15 protein-coding genes are annotated in these 22,069 nt (G+C 67.2%); 12 read left to right on the top strand and 3 right to left on the bottom strand.

Annotated features, from left to right (window positions below; genetic code table 11):
• The first annotated feature begins 1 nt into the window (after position 1).
• From A5650_RS15715 to A5650_RS15690, 6 genes are all read left to right on the top strand, one after another.
• Positions 2–1,756, top strand: a complete 1,755-nt coding sequence (locus A5650_RS15715; RefSeq protein ID WP_067293119.1) for an NAD(P)/FAD-dependent oxidoreductase — start codon at positions 2–4, stop codon at positions 1,754–1,756.
• Positions 1,753–7,260 (top strand): type I polyketide synthase, encoded by a 5,508-nt coding sequence (locus tag A5650_RS15710; protein WP_067293116.1) that lies wholly within the window; start codon positions 1,753–1,755, stop codon positions 7,258–7,260. Before A5650_RS15715 ends, A5650_RS15710 begins: the two co-directional genes overlap by 4 nt.
• Positions 7,261–7,262: 2 nt before the next feature.
• Positions 7,263–8,105: an ABC transporter ATP-binding protein gene (locus A5650_RS15705; protein WP_067293113.1), complete on the top strand. Its 843-nt coding sequence runs from the start codon at positions 7,263–7,265 to the stop codon at positions 8,103–8,105.
• On the top strand, positions 8,102–8,959 hold the full coding sequence (locus A5650_RS15700) for an ABC transporter permease (protein ID WP_067293111.1): 858 nt from the start codon (positions 8,102–8,104) through the stop codon (positions 8,957–8,959). The genes A5650_RS15705 and A5650_RS15700 overlap by 4 nt, the downstream gene beginning before the upstream one ends.
• 47 nt (positions 8,960–9,006) lie before the next feature.
• Positions 9,007–9,444 (top strand): hypothetical protein, encoded by a 438-nt coding sequence (locus A5650_RS15695; RefSeq protein ID WP_067293106.1) that lies wholly within the window; start codon positions 9,007–9,009, stop codon positions 9,442–9,444.
• A 63-nt stretch (positions 9,445–9,507) separates the two neighbouring features.
• On the top strand, positions 9,508–10,122 hold the full coding sequence (locus A5650_RS15690) for a TenA family protein (protein ID WP_067293103.1): 615 nt from the start codon (positions 9,508–9,510) through the stop codon (positions 10,120–10,122).
• A 4-nt stretch (positions 10,123–10,126) separates the two neighbouring features.
• Here A5650_RS15690 and A5650_RS15685 read toward each other — a convergent pair whose 3' ends face one another.
• A complete protein-coding gene (locus A5650_RS15685) occupies positions 10,127–11,335 on the bottom strand; it encodes a CynX/NimT family MFS transporter (RefSeq protein ID WP_067293251.1) in 1,209 nt (402 codons plus the stop codon).
• An 89-nt stretch (positions 11,336–11,424) separates the two neighbouring features.
• Here A5650_RS15685 and A5650_RS15680 point away from each other — a divergent pair, with 89 nt between their 5' ends.
• Positions 11,425–12,102 carry a FadR/GntR family transcriptional regulator gene (locus A5650_RS15680; protein ID WP_067293100.1) on the top strand — a complete coding sequence of 226 codons (678 nt, stop codon included), beginning with the start codon at positions 11,425–11,427 and terminating at the stop codon, positions 12,100–12,102.
• 7 nt (positions 12,103–12,109) lie between these two features.
• Here the strand turns inward: A5650_RS15680 and A5650_RS15675 are convergent, their stop codons facing one another.
• Both A5650_RS15675 and A5650_RS15670 read right to left on the bottom strand, forming a co-directional pair.
• On the bottom strand, positions 12,110–13,426 hold the full coding sequence (locus A5650_RS15675) for an MFS transporter (RefSeq protein WP_067293097.1): 1,317 nt from the start codon (positions 13,424–13,426) through the stop codon (positions 12,110–12,112).
• Between the two features lie 89 nt (positions 13,427–13,515).
• On the bottom strand, positions 13,516–14,112 hold the full coding sequence (locus tag A5650_RS15670) for a TetR/AcrR family transcriptional regulator (protein ID WP_156744148.1): 597 nt from the start codon (positions 14,110–14,112) through the stop codon (positions 13,516–13,518).
• A 170-nt stretch (positions 14,113–14,282) separates the two neighbouring features.
• Between A5650_RS15670 and A5650_RS15665 the strand changes: the two genes are divergently transcribed.
• The 5 genes from A5650_RS15665 to A5650_RS15645 all read left to right on the top strand — a co-directional run bounded on the left by A5650_RS15665 (position 14,283) and on the right by A5650_RS15645 (position 22,065).
• Positions 14,283–14,729: an MmpS family transport accessory protein gene (locus tag A5650_RS15665; protein WP_067293088.1), complete on the top strand. Its 447-nt coding sequence runs from the start codon at positions 14,283–14,285 to the stop codon at positions 14,727–14,729.
• A 47-nt stretch (positions 14,730–14,776) separates the two neighbouring features.
• Positions 14,777–17,629: an MMPL/RND family transporter gene (locus A5650_RS15660; RefSeq protein ID WP_067293247.1), complete on the top strand. Its 2,853-nt coding sequence runs from the start codon at positions 14,777–14,779 to the stop codon at positions 17,627–17,629.
• Positions 17,630–17,755: 126 nt separating this feature from the next.
• Complete coding sequence (locus A5650_RS15655; protein ID WP_067293085.1) at positions 17,756–20,026, top strand: catalase; 2,271 nt, start codon at positions 17,756–17,758, stop codon at positions 20,024–20,026.
• Between the two features lie 126 nt (positions 20,027–20,152).
• Complete coding sequence (locus A5650_RS15650; protein ID WP_067083467.1) at positions 20,153–20,911, top strand: response regulator; 759 nt, start codon at positions 20,153–20,155, stop codon at positions 20,909–20,911.
• A gap of 20 nt (positions 20,912–20,931) precedes the next feature.
• A complete protein-coding gene (locus A5650_RS15645) occupies positions 20,932–22,065 on the top strand; it encodes a sensor histidine kinase (RefSeq protein ID WP_082950779.1) in 1,134 nt (377 codons plus the stop codon).
• Positions 22,066–22,069 lie beyond the last annotated feature (4 nt).

Below are 22,069 nucleotides of genomic sequence, written 5' to 3'. Positions count from 1 at the left end.
AGTGCGAGAGAAACTGTCACAACTCGGCCCCGAGGCCAGGGCCGCGCTCGCCCGCAAGATCCGAAACCGGTTGTCAGACACCGCAACCACCAACACCGACCACGATGTCGCCGTCATCGGTGGCGGCGCCGCCGCGTTGACACTCGCGCTGGAGCTACGCTCCGCACGCCCGGGGACCGGGATCGTGCTCATCGAACCGACGTCGCGACCCGTTCCCGAGATCACCCACACGGTGGGGGAGTCGACGGTGGAGGTGTCCGCGCACTATCTCCGCGAACGCCTCGGCCTGGCCGACCACCTGAACACCGAGCAGATCCGCAAGATGGGGTTGCGGATGTTCTTCTCGCACAACGGCAACACCGACATCGCAAGCCGCGTCGAACTCGGCAGCTCCTCGTTCGTACCCCAGGTGACCTACCAGATCGACCGCGGCAGGCTCGAGAACGAACTCGCCCGCCGGTGTGCGGCAGAGGGCATCGCGGTCGTCCGCGGGCGCGTGCGCGCCGTGGAATTCGCCGACGACGGCCACACCATCTGCTACCAGGACGGCGACGACACGATGCGCACGACGGCACGCTGGGTCGTCGACGCGTCCGGACGGAACCGGACGTTGTCACGCCAGCTGGAGCTCAAGCGCGCCACCGGCCACCATTGCAACGCGGCCTGGTTTCGCGTCAAGGCCGAACTCGATGTCGGACGGTGGAGCGACGACGTCGACTGGCAGTCGCGCCTCGTCGAAGGCGACCGGGCGTTGTCGACGAATCACCTGATGGGCGAGGGCTATTGGGTGTGGCTCATCCGGCTCGCCTCCGGCGCCACCAGCGTCGGTATCGTCGCCGACCCGGACCATCACGCGTTCGACGAGTTCAACACGCTGGACAAGGCCAAAGCGTGGATCCGCGAACACGAGCCGCAGTGCGCCGACGAGATCGCGCGATACAACGACCAGATCATGGACTTCCGAGTCATGAAGCACTACAGCCACGCCGCCACGAAGGTCTTCGACGGCGCGGCCCGCTGGTGCCTCACCGGCGACGCCGGAGTGTTCCTCGACCCGTTGTATTCCTCGGGACTGGACCTGGTCGCGATCGGCAACGGTCTCATCACCGACATGGTTGTGCGCGACCTCGACGGCGAGGACGTGATCGCCAGGGCGGCCATCAGCGATTCGCTGTTCCGGTCATTGGCCGACATGTGGCTTGCGGTGTATGAGCGGCAGTACCCGCTAATGGGAACGCCGACCGTGATGTCGACCAAGATCATCTGGGACGTCGCATTCTACTGGGGGTTCATTGGCCTGCTATACCGCAACGGCCGATTCGTCAGCGTCGCCGACGATCCCGCTGTCGTGCCGCACCTCGAAGGGCTGATCGCGCTGAGCAACCGCGTCCAACGGTTCTTCCGCGAGTGGGCCGCGGTGGAAGGACGCGAATCGTCCGTGCGGTTCGTCGACCTGTACTCGCCGCTGAACTTCATGGTGACGCTGCACGAGGCGATGATGGAACCGGCGCCCGACTTCGCCGACCGCTTCGACGCGAACGGCCGATTGTTGCGGCAACTGGCGGGTCAGCTCGTCGAGACCGTTCTCGCCGACAAATCCGCGCTGTTCGACGACGACGACGCCGTCGCGCAGGTCCAGGAGTGGCAACGCGATTCCCTGCTGAGGGAACTCCGCTTCGCGTATCGCCAAGAGCAGCACAACAATCCGGTCAGTTCCGGCTGGATTTCCACCGCTATCCGTGAGTTGCAGGTATGACGACGACCGAAAACCACCACCGGCCTGCACCGCTCGCGGTGGTCGGAATCGGCTGCCGGTTACCGGGCGGGGTGGAATCCGCCGAGGACTTCTGGCGCCTACTGACCGACGGCGTGGACGCCACCCGCGACGTTCCCGAATCACGCTGGAACGCAGACCGATTCCACGACCCCAACCCGAAGAAGGTCGGGAAGATGGTCACCCGCCGGGGCGGTTTCCTCGACACCATCGACCAGTTCGATCCGCAGTTCTTCGGGATCTCGCCGCGCGAGGCGCATTCCATCGACCCGCAGCAGCGCCTGATGCTGCAGACCACGTGGGAGGCGCTGGAAGACGGGGGCCTCGCGCCGACCCACCTGGCCGGAACCGACGTCGGCGTGTTCATCGGCGGCTTCACCCTCGACTACCAACTGCTGCAGAACCAGGGCCGCGGCAGCCGCTACGAGTTCAAGACGCATTCGGCCGCCGGGATGATGATGACGATGCTGGCGAACCGGATCTCGTTCGCCTTCGACTTCCGCGGACCCAGCATGACGATCGACACGGCGTGCTCGAGTTCACTGGTCGCGGTACACCTCGCGGCGCAGAGCATCTGGAACGGTGAGAGCTCGCTCGCCCTTGCCGGCGGCGTCAACATCATGATCGGGCCCAACACCGCGATCGCCGAGTCCAAGAGCGGATTCCTCAGCCCCGACGGCCGCTGCAAGGCGTTCGACGAGTCCGCCGACGGTTACGCACGCGCCGAGGGCGGCGCCGTCGTCGTCATCAAGCCGCTCGACCAGGCGCTGCGCGACGGCGACGACATCTACGCGCAGATCCTCGGGACCGCGGTGTCCCAGGACGGCCGCACGGACGGCATCACCGTGCCCCGCGCCGAGGCACAGTCCGCGGCGATCACGTCAGCACTACGCCGGGCAGGCGTAAGAGCCCGAGACGTCGGCTACGTCGAAGCCCACGGGACCGGGACACCCGTCGGCGATCCGGTGGAGACCCGCGCCCTGGCCGCGGCGCTGACGTCCGATCGGACCGACCCACTGCCGATCGGGTCCGTCAAGACCAACATCGGCCACCTCGAAGCGGGCGCCGGGGTCGCGGGGCTGATCAAAACCTCACTCGTCCTCAAGCACGGGTACATCCCCGCGCATCTCCATCTCGAAAACCCCAGCGGCCACATTCCTTTCGCCGAACTCAAGCTCGACGTCCCACGCACCGGCCGGCCGTTCCCCGGGGACGGACCGCGGATCGCCGGGGTGAACTCGTTCGGATTCGGCGGCACCAACGCCCACGCGGTGCTCGCCGAACCACCGACCGCTGCACGGCCACCGGCCTCGGCCGATGAGCCGCCGCTCACCCTCCTGCCGATCTCGGCGCGCAGCGAGGAGGCCCTGGTGGCAGCCGCGGGCCGGTTGGCCGACCACCTGGACGCCGACCCGGCCGTCACCATGGCCGACCTCAGATACACGCTGTCGCAGCGACGCTCACATCTGAGCCATCGCCACACGCTGGTCACCGACGGTGTCTCCGACGCCCGCGACCAACTGCGTGCCCTCGCCGACGGCGGCCAGATCTCGTCCGCCCGCACATCCTCCGCGACGCCCAAGCTGGCCTTCGTCTGCTCCGGAATGGGTCCGCAATGGTGGAAGATGTGCCGCGGGCTCCTCGGCGTATTGCCCGCCTTCACCGACAGCATCGTGCGCAGCGATCGCGAGCTGGCCCGCCACGCCGACTGGTCGCTGATCGAGGAACTCCGGCGCGACGAAAGCGATTCGCGGATGGGCGAAACCGAGTTCGCCCAGCCGGCGAACTTCGCCATCCAGATCGCGCTCGCCGCACAACTCGAAGCGTTCGGCATCCGACCCGACGCGGTGGTCGGCCACAGCGCGGGCGAAGTTGCCGCCCACCACCTCGGCGGCCTGCTGAGCTTCGAGCAGGCGATCGAGGTCATCTACCACCGCAGCAGGCTCCAACAGCGCACCAGCGGTCGGGGCCGCATGCTCGCCGTCGGCCTGGACGCCGAATCGCTGATGGCAGCGCTGGACGACGCGACTCGCGAGGAGTTCGGCCGGCGGGTCTCGGTGGCCGCGATCAACAGCCCCTCCGCGGTCACCATCGCCGGTGACGGCGAGGTGCTCGATGCCATCGCCCACCGGTTGGACGACGCCGGGGTGTTCCACCGGTACCTGACCGGCAAGGTGCCCTATCACACGCATTACATGGACGCGATCAGAAGCGATCTCCACGACGCCCTCGACGGGCTGTCGTCGAAACCGGCGGAGCTTCCGCTCTACTCGACGGTCACCGGCGACCGGCTGGACGAATACCGCTCGGGTGCCGCCTACTGGTGGCAAAACACCCGCGTCACGGTGCTATTCGAGCCTGCCGCACGCCGCATGATTGACGATGGCTACAGCCACTTCGTCGAGCTCGGCCCCCATCCCGTACTGGCGGCATCGATCCTGGAGATCGCCGGCGCGCAGAAGACGCTCGTGCAGCCCATGCAGCGTCGCCATGACGACGACGTGCGCACGTTCATGGCCGGCCTCGGTGTGCTGCACGATCACGGTCACGACATCGACTGGGCCGCGATGTACCCCCGCGGGGGAGCCCGGCTACTCAAGCTGCCGAGCTACCCGTGGCAGTCGCGGCGGTACTGGAACGAGACCCAAGAGGCGACCGAGTCCCTGCACTATCACCCGGTGCACCCGCTGCTCGGCCAACCGGTCAGCGCCGTGCATCCGACCTGGGAGATCGAGTTGAGCACCGCGCTGGTGCCGTTCCTCGCCGACCACCGGGTTCAGGGCAGCGTCGTCGTACCCGGCGCGCTGTACATCGAGATGGCCCTGGCGGCGGGCAGGAAAACCTACGGCGCCGAATCCGGTGTCGACGATCTCGTACTGCACCGTGCCCTCATCCTCGACGACACCTGCGATCCCATCCTGCGCACCACGCTCAACCAGGACACCGGGACCCTCGAGTTCGCCGCGTTCACCGCGACGGCCGACGGCGAGCTGAAGTGGACGATCACCGCGACGGCCGAGCTCACCACGCTGCCGAAGTCCCCGCGCGGGCGAACGGTGCCGCCAGAAGTGTTGTCGGCCAACGCGGTCACCGGTGACGAGTTCTACGCCCTCACCGAGGCGATCGGGTTCGACTACGGCGAAGCGTTCCGTGCCGTCACCGGGCTCACGGCGGGCGAGGACTGGGTGGTCGCGGAGATGGACATCCCGTCGCCCATCGTCGACGACCTCGACGACTACCGCTTCCACCCCGCGCTCATCGACGGCGCCTTTCAAACCCTGTTCGGCGCACGACGTTCCGGTGGCGACAGCGGCGACAGCCCGTTCCTGCCCACCCGCATCCGGCGCAGCGCCGTCTACGACAGCCCCAAAGGGAACATGACGGTGCGACTGGCCGTCAGGTCGGCGACCGCGGAGGAGATCGAAAGCGACATCACGATCTGCGACCACCGAGGCGAACCGCTCGCGGTCTTCGAGGGTTTCACGGTGCGCTCACTGAGCGCCTCGACGCGGATGTCGCCGGAGCGAATCGACAAGGGGCTCTACGAACTCCACTGGGTCCCGGCGCCCGAACTCGCCGGAGGCCGGCAGGTCGACCCCTCCTCCTTCCTCGTGTTCGTCGACGACAGTGGGTTCGGCACCGCGCTCGCCGACCGGTTGCGGCACGGCGGCCACCGCGTATGCACCGTCGCACACCGCCCCGTCGACGCCCTGACCGCGATCGACGACGGGTATGCGATCGACGAGCGGTCCGCCGAACAGATGACCGAACTGTTCGACCGGCATCTCGCCGAAGACGGTGAACTGGCCGGTGTCATCGACTGCTGGGCAATGGATCTCGACCAGGACCCGCAGGCGTCGGTCGCGAAAACGAACGACCACCTCGGCACCCTCGCCGTCCTGCGTATCGCCAAGGCGCTCGCCGCGCACGACGCCGTCAGCCCGCGCCTGTATCTCCTCACGGCGAACGCGCAACCGGCGCTGGGCACCGAACCGCTGGCCGTCGACCAGTCCACGGTGTGGGGCATGGGCCGGGTGATCGGACACCAGGAGTTCGTCGAACGCTGGGGCGGACTCATCGACATCGATGTCGATTTCGGGAACGCCCACGACATCGACGACACCGCAGGGCGTGTCTGCAGGCACATCCTCGATCCGGCATCCGAGGACCAGGTCGCGATCCGCGGCGGCGTCACGCTGGTTCCGCGGCTGCGCCCGAGCGCTAACCTTACGAAACCGTTCCCCACCAAGCTTTCTCCTACCGCAACCTACGTCGTGACCGGCGGAACCGGGGCCCTCGGGCGCACCGTGGCCACCTACCTGGCCGAACACGGTGCGCGACACATCACGCTGCTCAGCAGGAGTGGGCTGCCGCCCCGCGACCGATGGTCGGGTATGACCCCCGACGATCCGCAGTTCACCGGTGTCGAGGCGGTCCGTTCGGTCGAACGCCTCGGAGCGCAGGTGAGTGTCGCCAGCGTCGACATCACCGACATCGACCAGGTGTCGGTCTGGTTGGCCGAGCACAACCGCGGCGGCGACAGGCCGGTGCGCGGCATCATCCACGCGGCCGGATCCGTCCACGACCAACTTCTGGTCAACGTCGGTGAAGACGACTTCCTGAAGGTGATTGGCCCCAAGGTCACCGGCACCCGGGTGCTGCACACCGCATTCGCCGAGCAGGAACTCGACTTCTTCGTGATGTTCGGGTCCGCAGGCTCGGTGATCGCCTCACCCGGGCAGGGCAACTACGCCGCCGCCAACGCGTTTCTCGACGTCTTCGCGCATCACCGGCAGGCGCAGGGACTGCCGGCGCTCACCATCGGCTGGGGCCCGTGGTCGGTGGGCATGGTCGAAGACCTGAACCTCGAAAACGTCTACGCCATGCGGGGAATCGAGTTGATCACACCCGCCACCGGATCGCTGATCCTCGACCGACTGATCAACCAGGCCGTCCCCAACGTCGTCGCCATCAGCGCCGACTGGAACCGTGCCCGCCAACTCCTGGGCGGCCACCTGCCCAAGATGTTCGCCGAACTCGACGCGGCGACCGCAACGAACGCCGAAGGCAGTGCGGACGGGTCGATCCTGGACGTGCTCGCGCACACGCCGGAGCCCGAGCGTCTCAATGTGATCGTCGACCAGGTCGAACGGCTGGTCGCCGCCGTCTTCGACTGTGCCGTTACCGATTTCGGCAACGACGACCTGCTCGATGACATCGGCCTGGACTCGATGATGGCGATGGACTTCAGGGTCAGGATCAACACCATGTTCTCGATCGATCTGCCGGTGCTGGAGATCCTCAAGGGTGTCAGCGTCGACTCGCTGGCCGCACGCGTGCTCGACGAACTGCACACGATCCACGGGGCAACGCAGGCGACACCGTCCCCGCAGGAACCGGCCGCCGCCGCCGACGACGTGGACCGGCTGATCGACGGAATGTCGGACGCCGATCTGCGAGACCTACTGGCCGAACTCGAGGGTTGACGATGGCCAGTTCGACGGCGGTGTACGTGCGGGGACTTTCGAAGGCCTACGGACAGACCCCGGCGGTTCGCGACCTCGACCTCGACGTCGACCACGGCGAGATCTTCGCCATCCTCGGCCCCAACGGCGCCGGCAAGTCCACGACCATAGAGATCCTGGAAGGCAACCGAACCCGCGACTCCGGTACCGTGCGCGTGCTGGGTGAGGACCCCGGCGCCGCGGGGCGGGGCTGGCGGGCCCGGATCGGCATCGTGCTGCAGGAGGTCAGTGACGCCGGGATGCTCACGGTGCGCGAGACGGTGCAGATGTTCACCAGCTGCTACAGCATCGCCCGCGGCGCACACGAGGTGTTGGAACTCGTCGGCCTCGGCGGCGTCGCGGGCTCGCGGGTGCGGACGCTCTCCGGTGGGCAACGCCGTCGCCTCGACGTCGCGCTCGGCATCATCGGCCGACCCGAACTGCTGTTCCTCGACGAGCCCACAACGGGTTTCGACCCCGAAGCGCGGCGGCAGTTCTGGCAACTCATCAAGCTGCTGGCCGCCGACGGCACCACCGTCCTACTGACCACCCACTACCTCGAAGAGGCCGCAGCACTGGCCGACCGCGTCGCCGTGATCGCCGACGGCCGGGTCGTGGCGGTCGACTCGCCGGGCCGGCTGACCGAACACGTCAGCTCCGCGGCCACCGTGCGGTGGTTCGACGGCGACGAATTCCGCGTCGAGACAACGGACTTCCCGACCGAACTGGTGCGGCGCCACAGCCGTGACGGTGCGGAATTGGCCCAGCTGACCATCAGCCGGCCCACGCTCGAAGACGCCTACCTGCATTTGATCGGCCACCCATGACGGACACCCAACACATCACAGCCGCTTCCCCGCCGCGCCACCGCGCCGCCGCGGAGCGCACCGTTCCGTCGGCGGTGCGTATCGGGTGGTCACGGATCGTCCCCGAACTGAAGATGTTCTACCGCAGGCCCGAACAGATGGTCCTGACGTTCTCCATGCCCGCCGTGATCTGCCTGCTGCTCGGTTCCATCTTCTCGGCGAAGCTGCCCGACAATCAGACCAGCACCGGTGCGGTGATCGCGGCGAGCATGCTCGCCTACGGCATCCTGTCGACGTCGTTCGTCAACCTCGGCATCAGCATCGCCGCCGATCGGGACACCGGAGCGCTGCGTCGGCTGCGGGGCACACCGGCGACCGCGTCCTCGTACTTCATCGGCAAGATCGCGTTGGTCGCCGTTGTCAGCTTCGCCGAGGCCGTCCTGCTGTTGATCGTGGGCGTGTTCGTCTTCGGCCTGCGCCTGCCGACCGACGCGTTCGGGTGGTTCACCCTCGCGTGGGTATCGATACTCGGCGTCGTCAGCTGCTCGCTGCTGGGCATCTTCATCAGCAACCTGGCGAGCAACGCGGTGTCGGCCGCGGTCCTCACCAATGGCCCGTCAGTGGCACTTCAGTTCGTCTCGGGGACGTACGTACCGCTGATGATCCTGCCGGCCTGGATGCTGGTGATCGGCTCGCTGTTCCCGGTGAAGTGGATGGCCCAGGGGTTCCGCTCGGTGCTTCTGCCTGCGGAGATGGTCGCGCTGGAACCGGCGGGCAGCTGGGAGCACTGGCGCATCTTCGTAGTGCTGGCGGCGTGGAGCGTCGCGGGACTCGTCGGGTGCCTTGCGGTGTTCCGCTGGTCCGACCGGACCTGACGCGCGCTACGGCTAACGCCGGCCTGGTCACCGTCGATAAGCGAGACATGGCCTCCTTCCGTGCCCTCGGCGCACTCGCGCTCGCGCTCGTCGCGCCATGGTCAGCTGCGGCGACGGCACATGCCGACGCCGCCGCACAGCTGGACCCTGTGCCCGTCGTCGCGTCCCCGACGTGCGGCGGCAGCGTACGCGCCGATGCGCAGGTGGTGCCGGTGCAGATCGATGGCCGCTCCGACGACGGTGTGCGCGTGGCCATCAACTACGACGCCGGAATATACGACGGCTCCTGCGCGCTGACCGTGACCGCCGCGTGGAAGAACCTCGACACCGGTGCATCGGGAAGTGACGACATCACCGCGGTGTCGCGCATCGATGGACACTACGGCTTCATCGGTTACGCCAACGCCACGTTCGCCACCGGCAGCGGCACGGTCGTCGTGACGATCAGCTCGCACCCCGGCGAGGAGATGCGGCTCACCGCCTGAGCCCCATCACACCACCCACCGCGACTAGAGTCCGTGGCGTCTTGCCGATCGCGTGGAGGTGGCATGTCCCTGGCAGCGCAGCTGTGGGCGGAGAACGCCGACGTGGTGGCCGAGGTGATGGCCAACCCGTTCGTGCTGGGGATCGGAGACGGCTCGCTGGACCGTGACCTGTTCGCCGGCTACATCGCACAGGACGCGTTCTTCCTCGAATCCTTCGCTCGCGCATATGGTCTGGCACTCGCACGGAGTTCGGATACGGACACCCTGCTGGCCTTCGCGGACCTTCTCGCCGGAGTGCGCGAGGAACTCGGCTTACACGCGTCCTACGCCGCGTCGTGGGGTATCGACACGACCGGCGTCGAACCCGCCGCCGCGACGCTGGCCTACACCGAGTTCCTGTTGGCCACCGCCGCCACCGCCGAGGTCGGGGTGGTGTGCGCGGCGATGACACCGTGCATGCGGCTGTACGCGCACATCGGGGTCACGCTCGACAGCGACACCGCCGGCCCGTACGCGCAATGGGTGCAGACCTACGCCGATCCCGGTTTCGACGAGGTGGCGTCGCTACTGGAACGGCTGCTCGATCGGCAGGCCCGCGACATCCCCGCGGCGCGAACGGCCTACCGGCGGGCGATGCAGCTGGAGCTTGCGTTCTTCGACGCGGCGCTGACGCGTTGAGCGATCAGACGTAACGCGGGCGGCCGGCCAGCGCACCGAGCACGATCTGCACCACGTACACCCCGCCGAACATCACCCAGGGCACCGTCCAGCCGTGCGTGACGTCGTGCAGAAGGCCGAACAGGAATGGGCCGATGCCCGCGATAAGATAGCCGAATCCCTGTGCCATTCCGGATAATTGGGCGGTGTCTGCGGCGTTGCGCGCGCGCAGCGCGATGACCGCGAGCGCCAACGCGAACACGCCCATGCCGATGCCGATCAGCACGCTCCACAACAGGGGTTGCGCGGCGGGGGCGAGCATCAGCCCGAGCGTGCCCATCAGGCCCACGGCGCCCAGGCCGACGATCCATGCACTCTGCCCGCGGCTGCGCGCGGCCAACGGTGCGATCACCAACGCGATGGGCACGCCGACCAGCGATGTGAGCCCGACGAGCAGGCCGGCCTGCGTCTTGTCGACCCCGTTGTCGATGAACACCTGTGGCAGCCAACCCATCACGATGTAGGCCATCAACGACTGGCAGCCGAAGAACAGCGTGACCGTCCACGCCAACCGGTTTCGCAGCAGTGAGCGTCGCCCGCCGACGGGGGTGGTGTGCGCAGCCCACGTGCCGCCATGCCGCCGCGATGTCGGCAACCAGGCGGCCAGTGCGACGAGGGAGACCGCGGCCCACGCGGCCAGCGCGGCGCGCCACCCGCCGAGCGGATCCTCCAGTCCGGGCGTCACCGCCGACCCGAGCGCACCGCCGCCTTGCAGCGCGGCGGTGTAGATCCCGGTCATCAGGCCGACGCGAGCGGGGAACGACCCCTTGATCACGACGGGGATCAACACGTTGGCCAACGCGATGCCCGCGCAGGCGACCAGGGTCGCCGCGATCACGGTGTGCGGACCGTCGAGGGTGCGGGCGACCAGCCCGACGGTGATCGCCGCCAGGGCTGCGGAGACGGTGCGTCCGAGTCCGATGCGGGCGGCCAGGCGGGGCGCGGTGAGTCCCGCGACCGCGAAGCACAGAGCGGGCAGCGTGGTGAGAAGTCCGGCCCATGTCGCCGAGACCCCGAGTTCGGCCCGCATCTCACCGAGCAGCGGCGCGACGCTGGTGACGGCGGGCCGCAGGTTGAGGGCGGTCAGGACGACGGCCACCGCCAATAGCGCACCGCCGGCGACCAGCGGAATCGGGGCCGGATCCGAGGCGGCGACGCTCGTCGCCGGACGCATCGTCGACAGCTCTGTGTCTTCGTCCCGCTGATCGACGCGCATCCTGCTAATCTGCCATACATCCCATGATTGGTTGAAAGGATGTCTCTGTGCCGTTGGTCACCGCGCGGCGGACCGGCCTCGTCGAGCAGGTCATCGAACAGTTGCGGGCCTCGGTCACCCGCGGCGAGTGGCCGGTCGGGCAGCGAATACCCAACGAGACGGACCTGGTCGGATCGCTCGGCGTCGGCCGCAACACCGTGCGCGAGGCGGTGCGGGCTCTGGCGCACGCAGGCATCCTCGAGGTGCGGCAGGGCGACGGCACCTATGTCCGGGCTACCAGCGAGGTGTCGGGTGCGCTGCGTCGGCTCTGCGGTGCCGAGTGGCGCGAGGTGCTCGCGGTGCGGCGCGCGCTCGAGGTCGAGGGCGCCAGGGCGGCCGCGGCGCACCGCACCGAAGACGACCTGGCCGAGCTGCGCGCGCTACTGGATCACCGCGACGCATGCCTGGCCGGGGGAGACACCGACGAATTCGCCCGCGCCGACGCCGAATTCCACCTGGCCGTCGTGCGCAGCTCGCACAACGCCACGCTCACCGAGCTGTACCGGGGGCTGATGGAGGCCATCACAGCCAGTGTCGCCAGCGGGCAGGACGCCGCGGTCGAAGTCGTCGATCACGGTGTGCTGCTGGAACATATCGCCGCGGGTGACAGCGAACAGGCCGCCCGTACGGCCGCCGAGATTATCGACGGAGTGCTCGCCGGTCTTCCCGCCGACGGCGACTGCTGAAGCGGCGCTACTCCCGGGCCGCGCGCCTGCTGCCCAGCGCGACGACCAGGGCGGCGGCCGCCAACGACAGCGTGCCCACCACCCACAACGCCACCCTGCTGTTGCCGGTCAGGTCGGTCAGCCAGCCGGTGATGTACGGACCGCCGAACCCGCTCAGATTGCCGAGCGAGTTGATCAGCGCGATACCACCGGCCGCCGCGGCCCCGGTGAGAAAAGCCGATGGTAGAGACCAGAACACGGGTAGCGCGCACATGACCGCGCAGGTGCACAGCGTGACGGCCAACATCGCGAGGTAGACGTCGGTCATGTACAGGGCCGCGGGAATGGCGATACCGCCGACGATCGCGGGAATCGCGACATGCCATACGCGCTCGCCCGTGCGGTCGGAGTGCCACGCCCAGGGCACCATGACGATCGCGGCCACCACGTACGGGATCGACGTGACCAGCCCGCGCTGGATCACGTCGAGATGGACGCCGTACTCCTCCTGAAACCCGGCGACGATGGTGGGCAAGAAGAAGCCGACCGCGTAGAGCCCGTAGGTGATCCCGAAGTAGATGAAAGCCAGGGCCAGGATCCGCGGATGAGTCAGCGCCTTCTTCAGCGGCCAGTGGCCGGCGCTCTCGGCGGCCACGCGCTCGTGGTCCAAAGTCCCTTCCAGCCAGCGCTTCTCATCGGAGCGTAGCCAGTCCGCGGCACCGGGCCTGTCGTTGAGGTAGAACCAGCAGATCACGCCGAGTATGACAGCGGGCAGCCCCTCGACCAGGAACATGAATCGCCAGCCGGCGAGTCCGAACACTCCGTGGCCCCAATCGATGATCAGCGATGAGATCGTCGATCCGACCGCTGTCGAGACGGGTACGGCGACCATGAACAGTGAGACCGCCCGCGACCGCTGCTTCTCGGGGAACCAGAACGTGAGATAGAGGATGATGCCGGGGAAGAAGCCCGCCTCGGCCACGCCGAGCAGGAAGCGTAGGACGATGAGCGTCTCGGCGTTGGGTACGAAAGCGATTGCGGCGCTGATGATTCCCCAGCTGACCATGATCCGCGCGAGCCAGCGGCGGCCGCCGAACCTGTGCAGGGCGATGTTGCTGGGCACCTCGAGCAGCAGATAGCCCAGAAAGAAGATGCCCGAGGCGAAGCCGAACATCTTCGCGCTCATGCCGAGCTCGTCGTTCATCCCGTTCGGCCCGGCGAACGCGATGTTGACGCGGTCGAGATAGTTGACGATGTAGAGCAACACCAGGAACGGGATCAGTCGCCGGGTGACTTTCGTCAGTGTCCTGTTCTCCACAGTGGAGTCCGGCAGGTACGTGCTCACGACAGTCCTCCGGTCCCACGGTCGAGCGGCGCGTTCACAGGGAGGCTAAACGAGACGGCCCCGGCTACGGCGACTTCTGCGGAACCGCATCACTTCAGGCTGGGCAGCAACACCTCGTCGACCAGGACGCGGACGGTCTCGTCGGTCGGGGGCCGCCCGGAGACCAGCGAACGGAACACCAGGTATCCGGGGAGCAGGTCGTAGATCTCGTCGTTGAGCTTCGACCCGTCGATCTCGCCGCGCCCGATCGCATCGTCGAGGACCTTGTTGATCACCATCTTGCGCTGATGGACGAACTCGTTCTGCATGGCCTCACTCAGCCGCGGATTGTGCGACATCTCGTTGAGGACGGCCCGCATCGTGCTGCCGTGTTCGCACGCCTGCCGGCACACCGCTTCACCCAGCGCCAGCAGGTCCCCGCGCAATGATCCGGTGTTCGGGGGGACGTTGGTCATGCGCGTGCCCTCGATGAATGCGGCCAGCACCAAATCCGATTTCGACGGCCAGCGGCGGTACACCGTCGCTTTGCTCGCTTTCGCCTGCGTGGCAACGGCTTCCACCGACAGCCGGTCGTAGCCGTGCTGTTGTAACAGCTGGAGCGTGATGGCAAGCAGCTCGGCCTCGCGCGGGGTCCAGCGCGAGCCCGACGGTGTAGCCGACTCGGCGTTGCTGGATCCGGACTTCACGCTCACTCCTCACCGCCCCGCTTCCAAATTACGCGGGCGCCACTACGGGCCCGTCGAGGATAACGGTTGCGACAGGCAGTACGGTACCGTACCGTTCCGAGTTGGCCTCCGTTGTTCGTCGAGTCGCCATTCCCGAGGCCAGATCGTGGTAGCCGTCGAAAGGGGCGCCGGTGAGCGGCTTCTCGGTGGGAAGACTCGTGCGCCGGCGGTGGACGATCGTGGTCGCGGTTGTCGTCGTGGCGCTCGTCGCCTTCAGCATCTACCGCCTGCACGGCATATTCGGGTCCAACAACGTCGTGTCCAAGACCGGCGCCGAGGCCCTGGAGAACACGGGCTTCAACCCCAAACGCGTTCTGCTGGAGATCTTCGGCACTCCCGGCTCCGTCGCCACGATCAACTTCCTCGACATCGACGCTCAACCCCAGCGCGTCGACGATGCACCCCTGCCGTGGTCGCACGAGTTGGTCACCGATGAACCCACCCTCTTCGTCGACCTGCGTGCGCAAGGCGACGGTTCGGTCATCGGATGCCGCATCACCGTCAACGGGGTGGTCAAGGACGAAAGGTCCTCCGACAACGTGAATGGATACATCTCATGCCTGGACAAGACGGCGTGACCGCGCAGAACACCGACGAGGGGGTGCATCGATCCGACGCTGCGCCGATGGGTTCGCGGCCCGCGCGTCTCATTCGCCGCCTGGCCCTTCCCATCCTGTTGATCTGGGTCGCGGTGGCCGCGATCACCAACGTCGTGGGACCACAGCTCGAAGTGGTGGGCGCGGAGCGGTCGGTGTCGCTGAACGCCGCCGATTCACCGTCGATCATGGCGATGCGCCACATCGGACAGGTCTTCGACGAATTCGATTCCGACAGCGCCGCGATGATCGTGCTCGAGAGCGATTCGCCCTTGGGTGCAGAGGCACACGAGTACTACGACGGGTTGGTGCGTCGGCTGGCGGCCGACACCAAGCACGTCGAGCACATCCAGGACTTCTGGGGGGATCCGCTGACGGCGGGCGGTTCGCAGAGCAAGGACGGCAAGGCCGCCCTGGTGCAGCTGTACCTCTCCGGTAACCAGGGCGAGGCGCTGGCCAACGAGTCCGTCGACGCGGTGCGCGATATCGTCGACAACACACCGCCGCCGCCCGGCCTGCGGGTCTACGTGACCGGCGCGGCACCGCTCATCACCGACAACTTCGAAGTCGGCAGCGAAGGCACCCACAAGGTCACCGCCATCACCTTCCTCGTCATCGCGGTGATGCTGCTCATCGTCTACCGGTCCATCCTGACGACGCTGATCATGCTCGTCACGGTGTTCGTCGAACTCGCCGCAGCCCGAGGTGTCGTGGCGGTACTCGCGGATTCCGGGCTCATCGGCCTGACGACGTATGCGACAAACCTGTTGACGTTGCTCGCGATCGCGGCTGGCACCGACTACGCGATCTTCGTGGCGGGCCGCTATCACGAGGCGCGCAACAAGGGCATGGACCGAGTCTCCGCGTACTACGACATGTATCGCGGGACCATCCACGTCATCCTCGGATCGGGGCTGACGATCGCCGGTGCGGTGGCCTGCCTCGCCTTCACCCGGCTGCCGTACTTCCAGACGCTCGGCATCCCCGCCGCCATCGGAGTCCTCGTGACGCTGGCGGCCGCGATCACGCTGGGGCCGGCAGTCCTTCTGATCGCCACCCGGTTCGGGCTCATGGAGCCCAAACATGCGACCCGCGTCCGTGGTTGGCGCCGCATCGGCACCGCGATCGTGCGGTGGCCCGGCCCGATCCTCGCGGTCGCGACGCTGCTCGCCCTCGTCGGCCTTCTCGCGCTGCCGGGCTACAAGACCAGCTACGACGCGCGTCCGTACCTGCCCGCGTCGGCGCCCGCGGTCGAGGGTTACACGGCCGCCGAGCGGCACTTCTCCGAGGCGCGTCTCAACCCGGAACTGTTGATGATCGAGACCGATCACGACATGCGTAATCCCGCCGACATGCTCATCCTCGAGCGCGTCGCCAAGGCCGTCCTGCACACCAAGGGTGTCAACCTCGTGCAGTCGATCACCAGGCCGCTGGGAACGCCGATCAGCCACAGCTCCATCCCTTTTCAGATCAGCGCCCAGAGCGCCAGCCAGATCATGAACCTGAGCTACCAGCAGGCGCGAGGGGCCGATCTGCTCAAGCAGGCCAACGAGATCAGCAACACCATCGACATCCTCAAACAGCAGGTGGCGTTGCAGCAGGCCAGCGCGGCCGCGACGCATGAGCAGACGCAGGCGTTTCACGACACGGTGACGATCGTGGAAGACCTGCGTGACAAGCTGGCCAACTTCGACGACCAGTTCCGGCCGATACGCAACTATTTCTACTGGGAGCCACACTGTTTCGACATTCCGATGTGCTCGGCACTGAGATCGGTGTTCGATTCGCTGGACGGGATCGCCCTGCTCGCAGACCAATTCGGCACCATCACGGCGAGCTTGGACAAGCTCGACGCTCTGCAACCGCAACTGGTCGCGCTGCTGCCTCCGCAGATCGCCATTCAGGAGCGCAACCGCGACCTCACCCTGTCGAACTACGCCACCACCACGGGTATCAACGCCCAAAGCGACGAGGCGCTGAAGAATTCGACGGCGATGGGCCAGGCGTTCGATCTGGCCAAGAACGACGACACGTTCTATCTGCCGCCGGAGGCGTTCGACAACCCCGACTTCAAACGCGGCTTGAAGCTGTTCCTCTCGCCGGACGGCAAGGCCGCGCGGATGATCATCACCCATGAGGGTAAACCCGCTACGCCGGAGGGGATTTCGCACATCAACGCGATCAAGGACTCCGCGTTCGATGCGATCAAGGCCACCCCGTTGTCGGACGCGAAGATCTACGTCGCCGGGACCGCATCGACCTACAAGGACATCCAGGACGGGGCCAAGTACGACCTGCTGATCGTCGCGCTGGCGGCGATGGCGCTCATCCTGTTGATCATGATGTTCATCACCCGCAGCCTGGTGGCCGCGGTCGTGATCGTCGGGACCGTCGCGCTGTCGCTGGGTGCATCGTTCGGCTTGTCGGTTCTGGTGTGGCAGTACATCTTCGGGATCCAGCTCTATTGGATCGTGTTGGCGCTGGCCGTCATCCTGCTGCTGGCCGTGGGGGCGGACTACAACCTGCTGTTGATCTCGCGGTTCAAGGAGGAGATCGGCGCGGGGCTCAACACCGGCATCATCCGGGCGATGGCCGGGACCGGCAGCGTGGTCACCGCGGCGGGGCTCGTCTTCGCCGCGACGATGTCGTCGTTCATCTTCAGCGACCTCGTCGTGCTCGGCCAAATAGGCACGACGATCGGCATGGGGCTGTTGTTCGACACGTTGATCGTGCGCTCCTTCATGACTCCGTCCATCGCGGCCCTGCTCGGCCGCTGGTTCTGGTGGCCGCTGAACGTGCGTCCGCGGCCGGCGAGCCGGATGCTGCGCCCGTATGGAACGCGCACCGAGGTGCGGACCCTGCTGCGGTCCGAGGACGGTTGATCGGACACCTCGTCCACGCGCGGATGGTGGGGTCAGGTTTCGAGTGGCGTCCTAAGGGAAACCTCCCGCGGGGGTCACGCGACGAGCGTGCTCGGACCCCGAACCGCCAGGATTGAGGAGAGCTTGATGGCCGACGACCGCGCACCGAAGGAAGCAGTCAAGGGAATCGTCGAGGAGGCCAAGGGCAAGGCCAAGGAGGCGGCGGGGGCGCTGATCGGCAACGAAGAGTTGAAGCGCGATGGTAGGGCCGAACAGCACAATCCGTCCTACATACCCGGCGCGCCCGGTCCTGAGGCGCCGTCGTTCGACGAGCCGACCGCCCCGCGCGAGCCGCTGCCGCCGAAGGCCGATCAGGTTGCGCCCGAGCTGCGCACGGCAACGGGCGCTCCCGTCGACGGCCCGTTGACCGCCCGTGGCCAGCAGGAGGCATACCTCACCACCGCCCAGGGAGCGCGGTTGTACGACACGGACCACTCCCTCAAAGCCGGTGAGCGCGGGCCGACGCTGTTGCAGGACCACCACCTCCGCGAGAAGATCACGCACTTCGACCACGAACGCATTCCGGAGCGGGTGGTGCACGCACGCGGCGCCGCCGCGCACGGCGTGTTCCGCGCCAACGGGGCGGCCGAGAAGATCTGCAAAGCGGAATTCCTGCGGTCCGGCGAAGAGACCGACGTCTTCGTTCGCTTCTCGACGGTGCTCGGTTCTCGCGGATCGGCCGATACGGTGCGTGACACCCGCGGGTTCGCCACCAAGTTCTATACACACCAGGGCACCTTCGATCTCGTCGGCAACAACATCCCGGTGTTCTTCATCCAGGACGGCATCAAGTTCCCCGACGTCGTGCACGCCGCCAAGCCGCATCCGGACCGGGAGATCCCGCAGGCGCAGAGCGCTCACGACACCTTCTGGGACTTCGTATCGCTGCACACCGAAGCCCAGGCGCACACCATGTGGAACATGTCCGACCGCGGGATTCCGCGGTCCTACCGGATGATGGAAGGCTTCGGCGTCCACACGTTTCGGCTGACCGGACCGGACGGGTCGACTTCGCTGGTGAAGTTCCACTGGAAGCCGCGACTCGGCGTGCATTCGCAGGTCTGGGAGGAGGCCCAGATCACCGCGGGGGTCGATCCCGATTTCCATCGGCGCGACCTCGCTGACGCGATCGAGAAGGGCGTCTACCCCGAGTGGGATCTCGGTGTGCAGGTGCTGCCGGACACCCCCGAGCAGATGTTCGAGGGCATCGACCTGCTCGACCCGACGAAGATCGTCCCGGAGGAACTGGCTCCGGTGCAGATCATCGGGACGCTTCAGCTCAACCGCAACGTCACCAACTTCTTCGCCGAGACCGAGCAGGTGGCGTTTCACCCGGGGCACCTGGTGCCGGGCATCGACATCACCGACGACCCGCTTCTGCAGGCGCGGCTCTTCTCCTACCTCGACACGCAGATCACCCGGCTCGCCGGTCCGAATTTCGGCCAGATCCCGATCAATCGGCCGCACGCGCCGGTCAACGACATGTTCCGCGACGGGTTCCACCAGCAGGGCGTGCATCCCGGCGTCGCGCCGTACAAGCCGAACTCCCTCGACGGCGGCTGCCCGTTCCTTGCCGGCGCGGACACCGGCGCATTCATCGAGGTGCCGACTGTGGTCCCCGAGTCGACGAAGCGGCGGGCCGCCCCGGCCACCTATGACGACCATTTCAGCCAGGTCACGCTGTTCTACCGCAGCCTCAGCCGAGCCGAACAAGAGCACATCGCGGAGGCCTATACGTTCGAGCTGGGCAAGTGCTACGAACAAGCAGTCAAGGAGCGCCAGCTCGCGGCGTTGGCGAACATCGACGCCGAGCTGTGCGCGACCGTCGCGGCGGGGTTGGGTCTCGAGGCGCCCGCGCCGACCGTGCCTCCCGCGGATCCCGACGTGCTGAGCCCCGCAGTGGCCCAGGTCGGAGAGGAGTGGCCCGTCGAGGGTCGACAGATCGGCGTACTCACCGGCCCCGACACGGATCTGGCCGGTGTGGCGGCCGCTGTCACCGCGATCGCGAACGCCAAGAACGTGCCCTTCGTCGTCGCCGCCCATGGCGGCACGCTGGAGCACGACGGCGGCGCCGTGCCCGTCTCTCGCACCTATGCGACCGCTCGCTCGGTCGAGTTCGATGCGATCCTCATCGCCGGGTCACCGGCCGACGTCAAGGCGAAAACCATTGTCGACGAGGCATTCCGGCACCACAAGGCGATCGCCGTGCTGCCGCAGGGCACCGAGCTCGCCGCCGCCGCTGCGGTTCCGACCGAAGGGCCGGGAGTGTTCTCCGGCTCGGATTCCGCGACCCTCGCCCAGTCGCTGATCGACGGGCTGGGCGAACATCGGGTGTGGGACCGCGTGGTCCTCGCCTGAGGGCGATGCCGGCCGGCGACCACCATCTCCGGCCGCGGTCCGGTAGCGCCAGAACGGTTTGATGATGGTTGTGTGAAGATTTCGTCAACAGCCCAGAAGCGGGCGGTTGAGCGGCACGATGGGGTGATGGATACCGCCGCGCAATCGTCCGCCTGCACTGCGGATTCCGGCTACCGCGCGCTGGTCGTCGATGATGAGGCGCCGCTGGCGGAAGTGGTGGCGAGCTATCTCGAGCGGGAGCATTTCGACGTCACGGTGCGCCACACGGGAGGCGAAGCGCTCGACGTGGCACGTGAGGTCGACCCGGATGTGGTGGTGTTGGATCTCGGCCTGCCGGGGATCGACGGGGTCGAGGTCTGTCGGCAGCTGCGGACGTTCTCCGACGCTTACGTCGTGATGCTGACCGCCCGCGACACCGAGGTCGATACGATCGTCGGCCTCTCGGTCGGCGCCGACGACTACATGACCAAGCCGTTCAGTCCACGGGAGTTGGTCGCGCGGATCCGCGCCATGCTGCGTCGGCCTCGCACCGTCGGCGCACCTGACCCGGCAACGGGGTCGATGAGCGCCGAGGTGCCGGCACCGCGGGTGTTTGGCCCTCTGTCGATCGATGTCGCGGGCAGACAGGTGTATCTCGGTGGCCAGTTGATTGCGTTGACGCGCACTGAGTTCGACATTCTCGCCGTGCTGTCGTCACGCCCTGGTGTGGTGTGGAGCCGCCGGCAGCTCATCGAAGCAGTTTGGGGGGAGACATGGGTCGGCAACCGCCACCTCGTCGATGTCCACGTCGGACATCTTCGGCGCAAACTGGGTGACGACCCTGCCGAGCCCAGCTTCGTGTTCACTGTTCGCGGAGTGGGGTACCGGATGGGGACCGGGCAGTGAGGGCGTCGACGGGTACCGGGATGCTCCGCCGGTTGCTGTTGGCGCAGGGACTGGTGTTGCTCGCCGTCGGCGTCACGACCTGGGTGGTGGCCTCACTGGTCGGCCCGCCGCTGTTCCGTGACCACCTCCATCAGGCGGGTGTGCCACACAACTCCAGTGAGCAGTTCCACGCCGAACAGGCCTACCGCCACGCCACGGCTATTTCGGTCGGGACCGCTATCGCGGTGGCGGCCTTGACCGCGCTCGTGGTCACCGTATATCTGAGCCGGCGCGTGCAGCGCTCGGTCGCCGAGATATCTGCGGCGGCGGCGACCGTTGCCGAGGGCCGCTACGACATCCGGGTGACACCACCACGACTGGGCGATGAATTCGATGGGCTGGCAACCGCGTTCAACCAGATGGCGCAACGGCTTCAGTCGGTCGAATCGACCCGCCGCCGGTTGTTCGGCGACCTGGCCCACGAGATCCGTACCCCGGTGGCGGTGCTCGAGGCCTACCTGGAGGCCGTCGAGGACGGTGTGAGAACCCTCGACGCACAGACCGTCGCAATGCTGCGTGAGCAGACCGGCCGACTGGTGCGGTTCTCGGCGGACGCCGCCGCCCTCGCGCAAGCCGAGGAGGCCCACACCACCATCGCACCCGAGTGGGTCGACCCCGGTCAGCTGATCGGCACGGTGCGTGCCGCGTTCGCCGATCGCTACACCGAAGCTGGTGTGGCGCTGAGGGTTCGACTCGATGACGCGCCCCGACTATGGGGTGACCGCCAGCGCCTGACCCAGGTGATCGGGAATCTGCTCGACAACGCTCTCCGGCACACTCCGGCCGGCGGCCACGTCACCCTCGCTGTCGGGACTGTCGGCACCGATGTGGTCTTCACCGTTTCCGACGACGGCGAGGGCGTCGCCGCCGAACATCTGCCACACCTCTTTGAGCGCTTCTACCGGGCAGACACCGCCCGAGACCGTGACCGGGGTGGTGCGGGGATCGGGTTGGCAATCGCCAAGGCGCTGACCGAGGCCCATGGCGGCCACATCAGCGCGACCAGCCGCGGACCCGGAGAAGGGACCACCTTCATCGTGACGGTGCCCCTACATCCAGTGATCGGAGCCCATGCCTTCGACAAGCATCAAGCCTCGCCGACGGTCAGCTCCTGACTCG

The organism is Mycobacterium sp. 1164985.4 (assembly GCF_001668575.1).
Taxonomy (GTDB): Bacteria; Actinomycetota; Actinomycetes; order Mycobacteriales; family Mycobacteriaceae; genus Mycobacterium.
Note: the sequence above shows the minus strand (reverse complement) of the source record. Positions and strands in the feature narration are given on the sequence as shown.

What these genes read in the sequence shown, in the direction of transcription:
- A5650_RS15710 (WP_067293116.1), top strand. Translation starts at nt 1,753, where the DNA reads ATGACGACGACCGAAAACCACCACCGGCCTGCACCGCTCGCGGTGGTC.
- A5650_RS15705 (WP_067293113.1), top strand. Translation starts at nt 7,263, where the DNA reads ATGGCCAGTTCGACGGCGGTGTACGTGCGGGGACTTTCGAAGGCCTAC.
- A5650_RS15700 (WP_067293111.1), top strand. Translation starts at nt 8,102, where the DNA reads ATGACGGACACCCAACACATCACAGCCGCTTCCCCGCCGCGCCACCGC.
- A5650_RS15695 (WP_067293106.1), top strand. Translation starts at nt 9,007, where the DNA reads ATGGCCTCCTTCCGTGCCCTCGGCGCACTCGCGCTCGCGCTCGTCGCG.
- A5650_RS15690 (WP_067293103.1), top strand. Translation starts at nt 9,508, where the DNA reads ATGTCCCTGGCAGCGCAGCTGTGGGCGGAGAACGCCGACGTGGTGGCC.
- A5650_RS15685 (WP_067293251.1), bottom strand. Translation starts at nt 11,335, where the DNA reads ATGCGTCCGGCGACGAGCGTCGCCGCCTCGGATCCGGCCCCGATTCCG.
- A5650_RS15660 (WP_067293247.1), top strand. Translation starts at nt 14,777, where the DNA reads ATGGGTTCGCGGCCCGCGCGTCTCATTCGCCGCCTGGCCCTTCCCATC.
- A5650_RS15655 (WP_067293085.1), top strand. Translation starts at nt 17,756, where the DNA reads ATGGCCGACGACCGCGCACCGAAGGAAGCAGTCAAGGGAATCGTCGAG.
- A5650_RS15650 (WP_067083467.1), top strand. Translation starts at nt 20,153, where the DNA reads ATGGATACCGCCGCGCAATCGTCCGCCTGCACTGCGGATTCCGGCTAC.
- A5650_RS15645 (WP_082950779.1), top strand. Translation starts at nt 20,932, where the DNA reads ATGCTCCGCCGGTTGCTGTTGGCGCAGGGACTGGTGTTGCTCGCCGTC.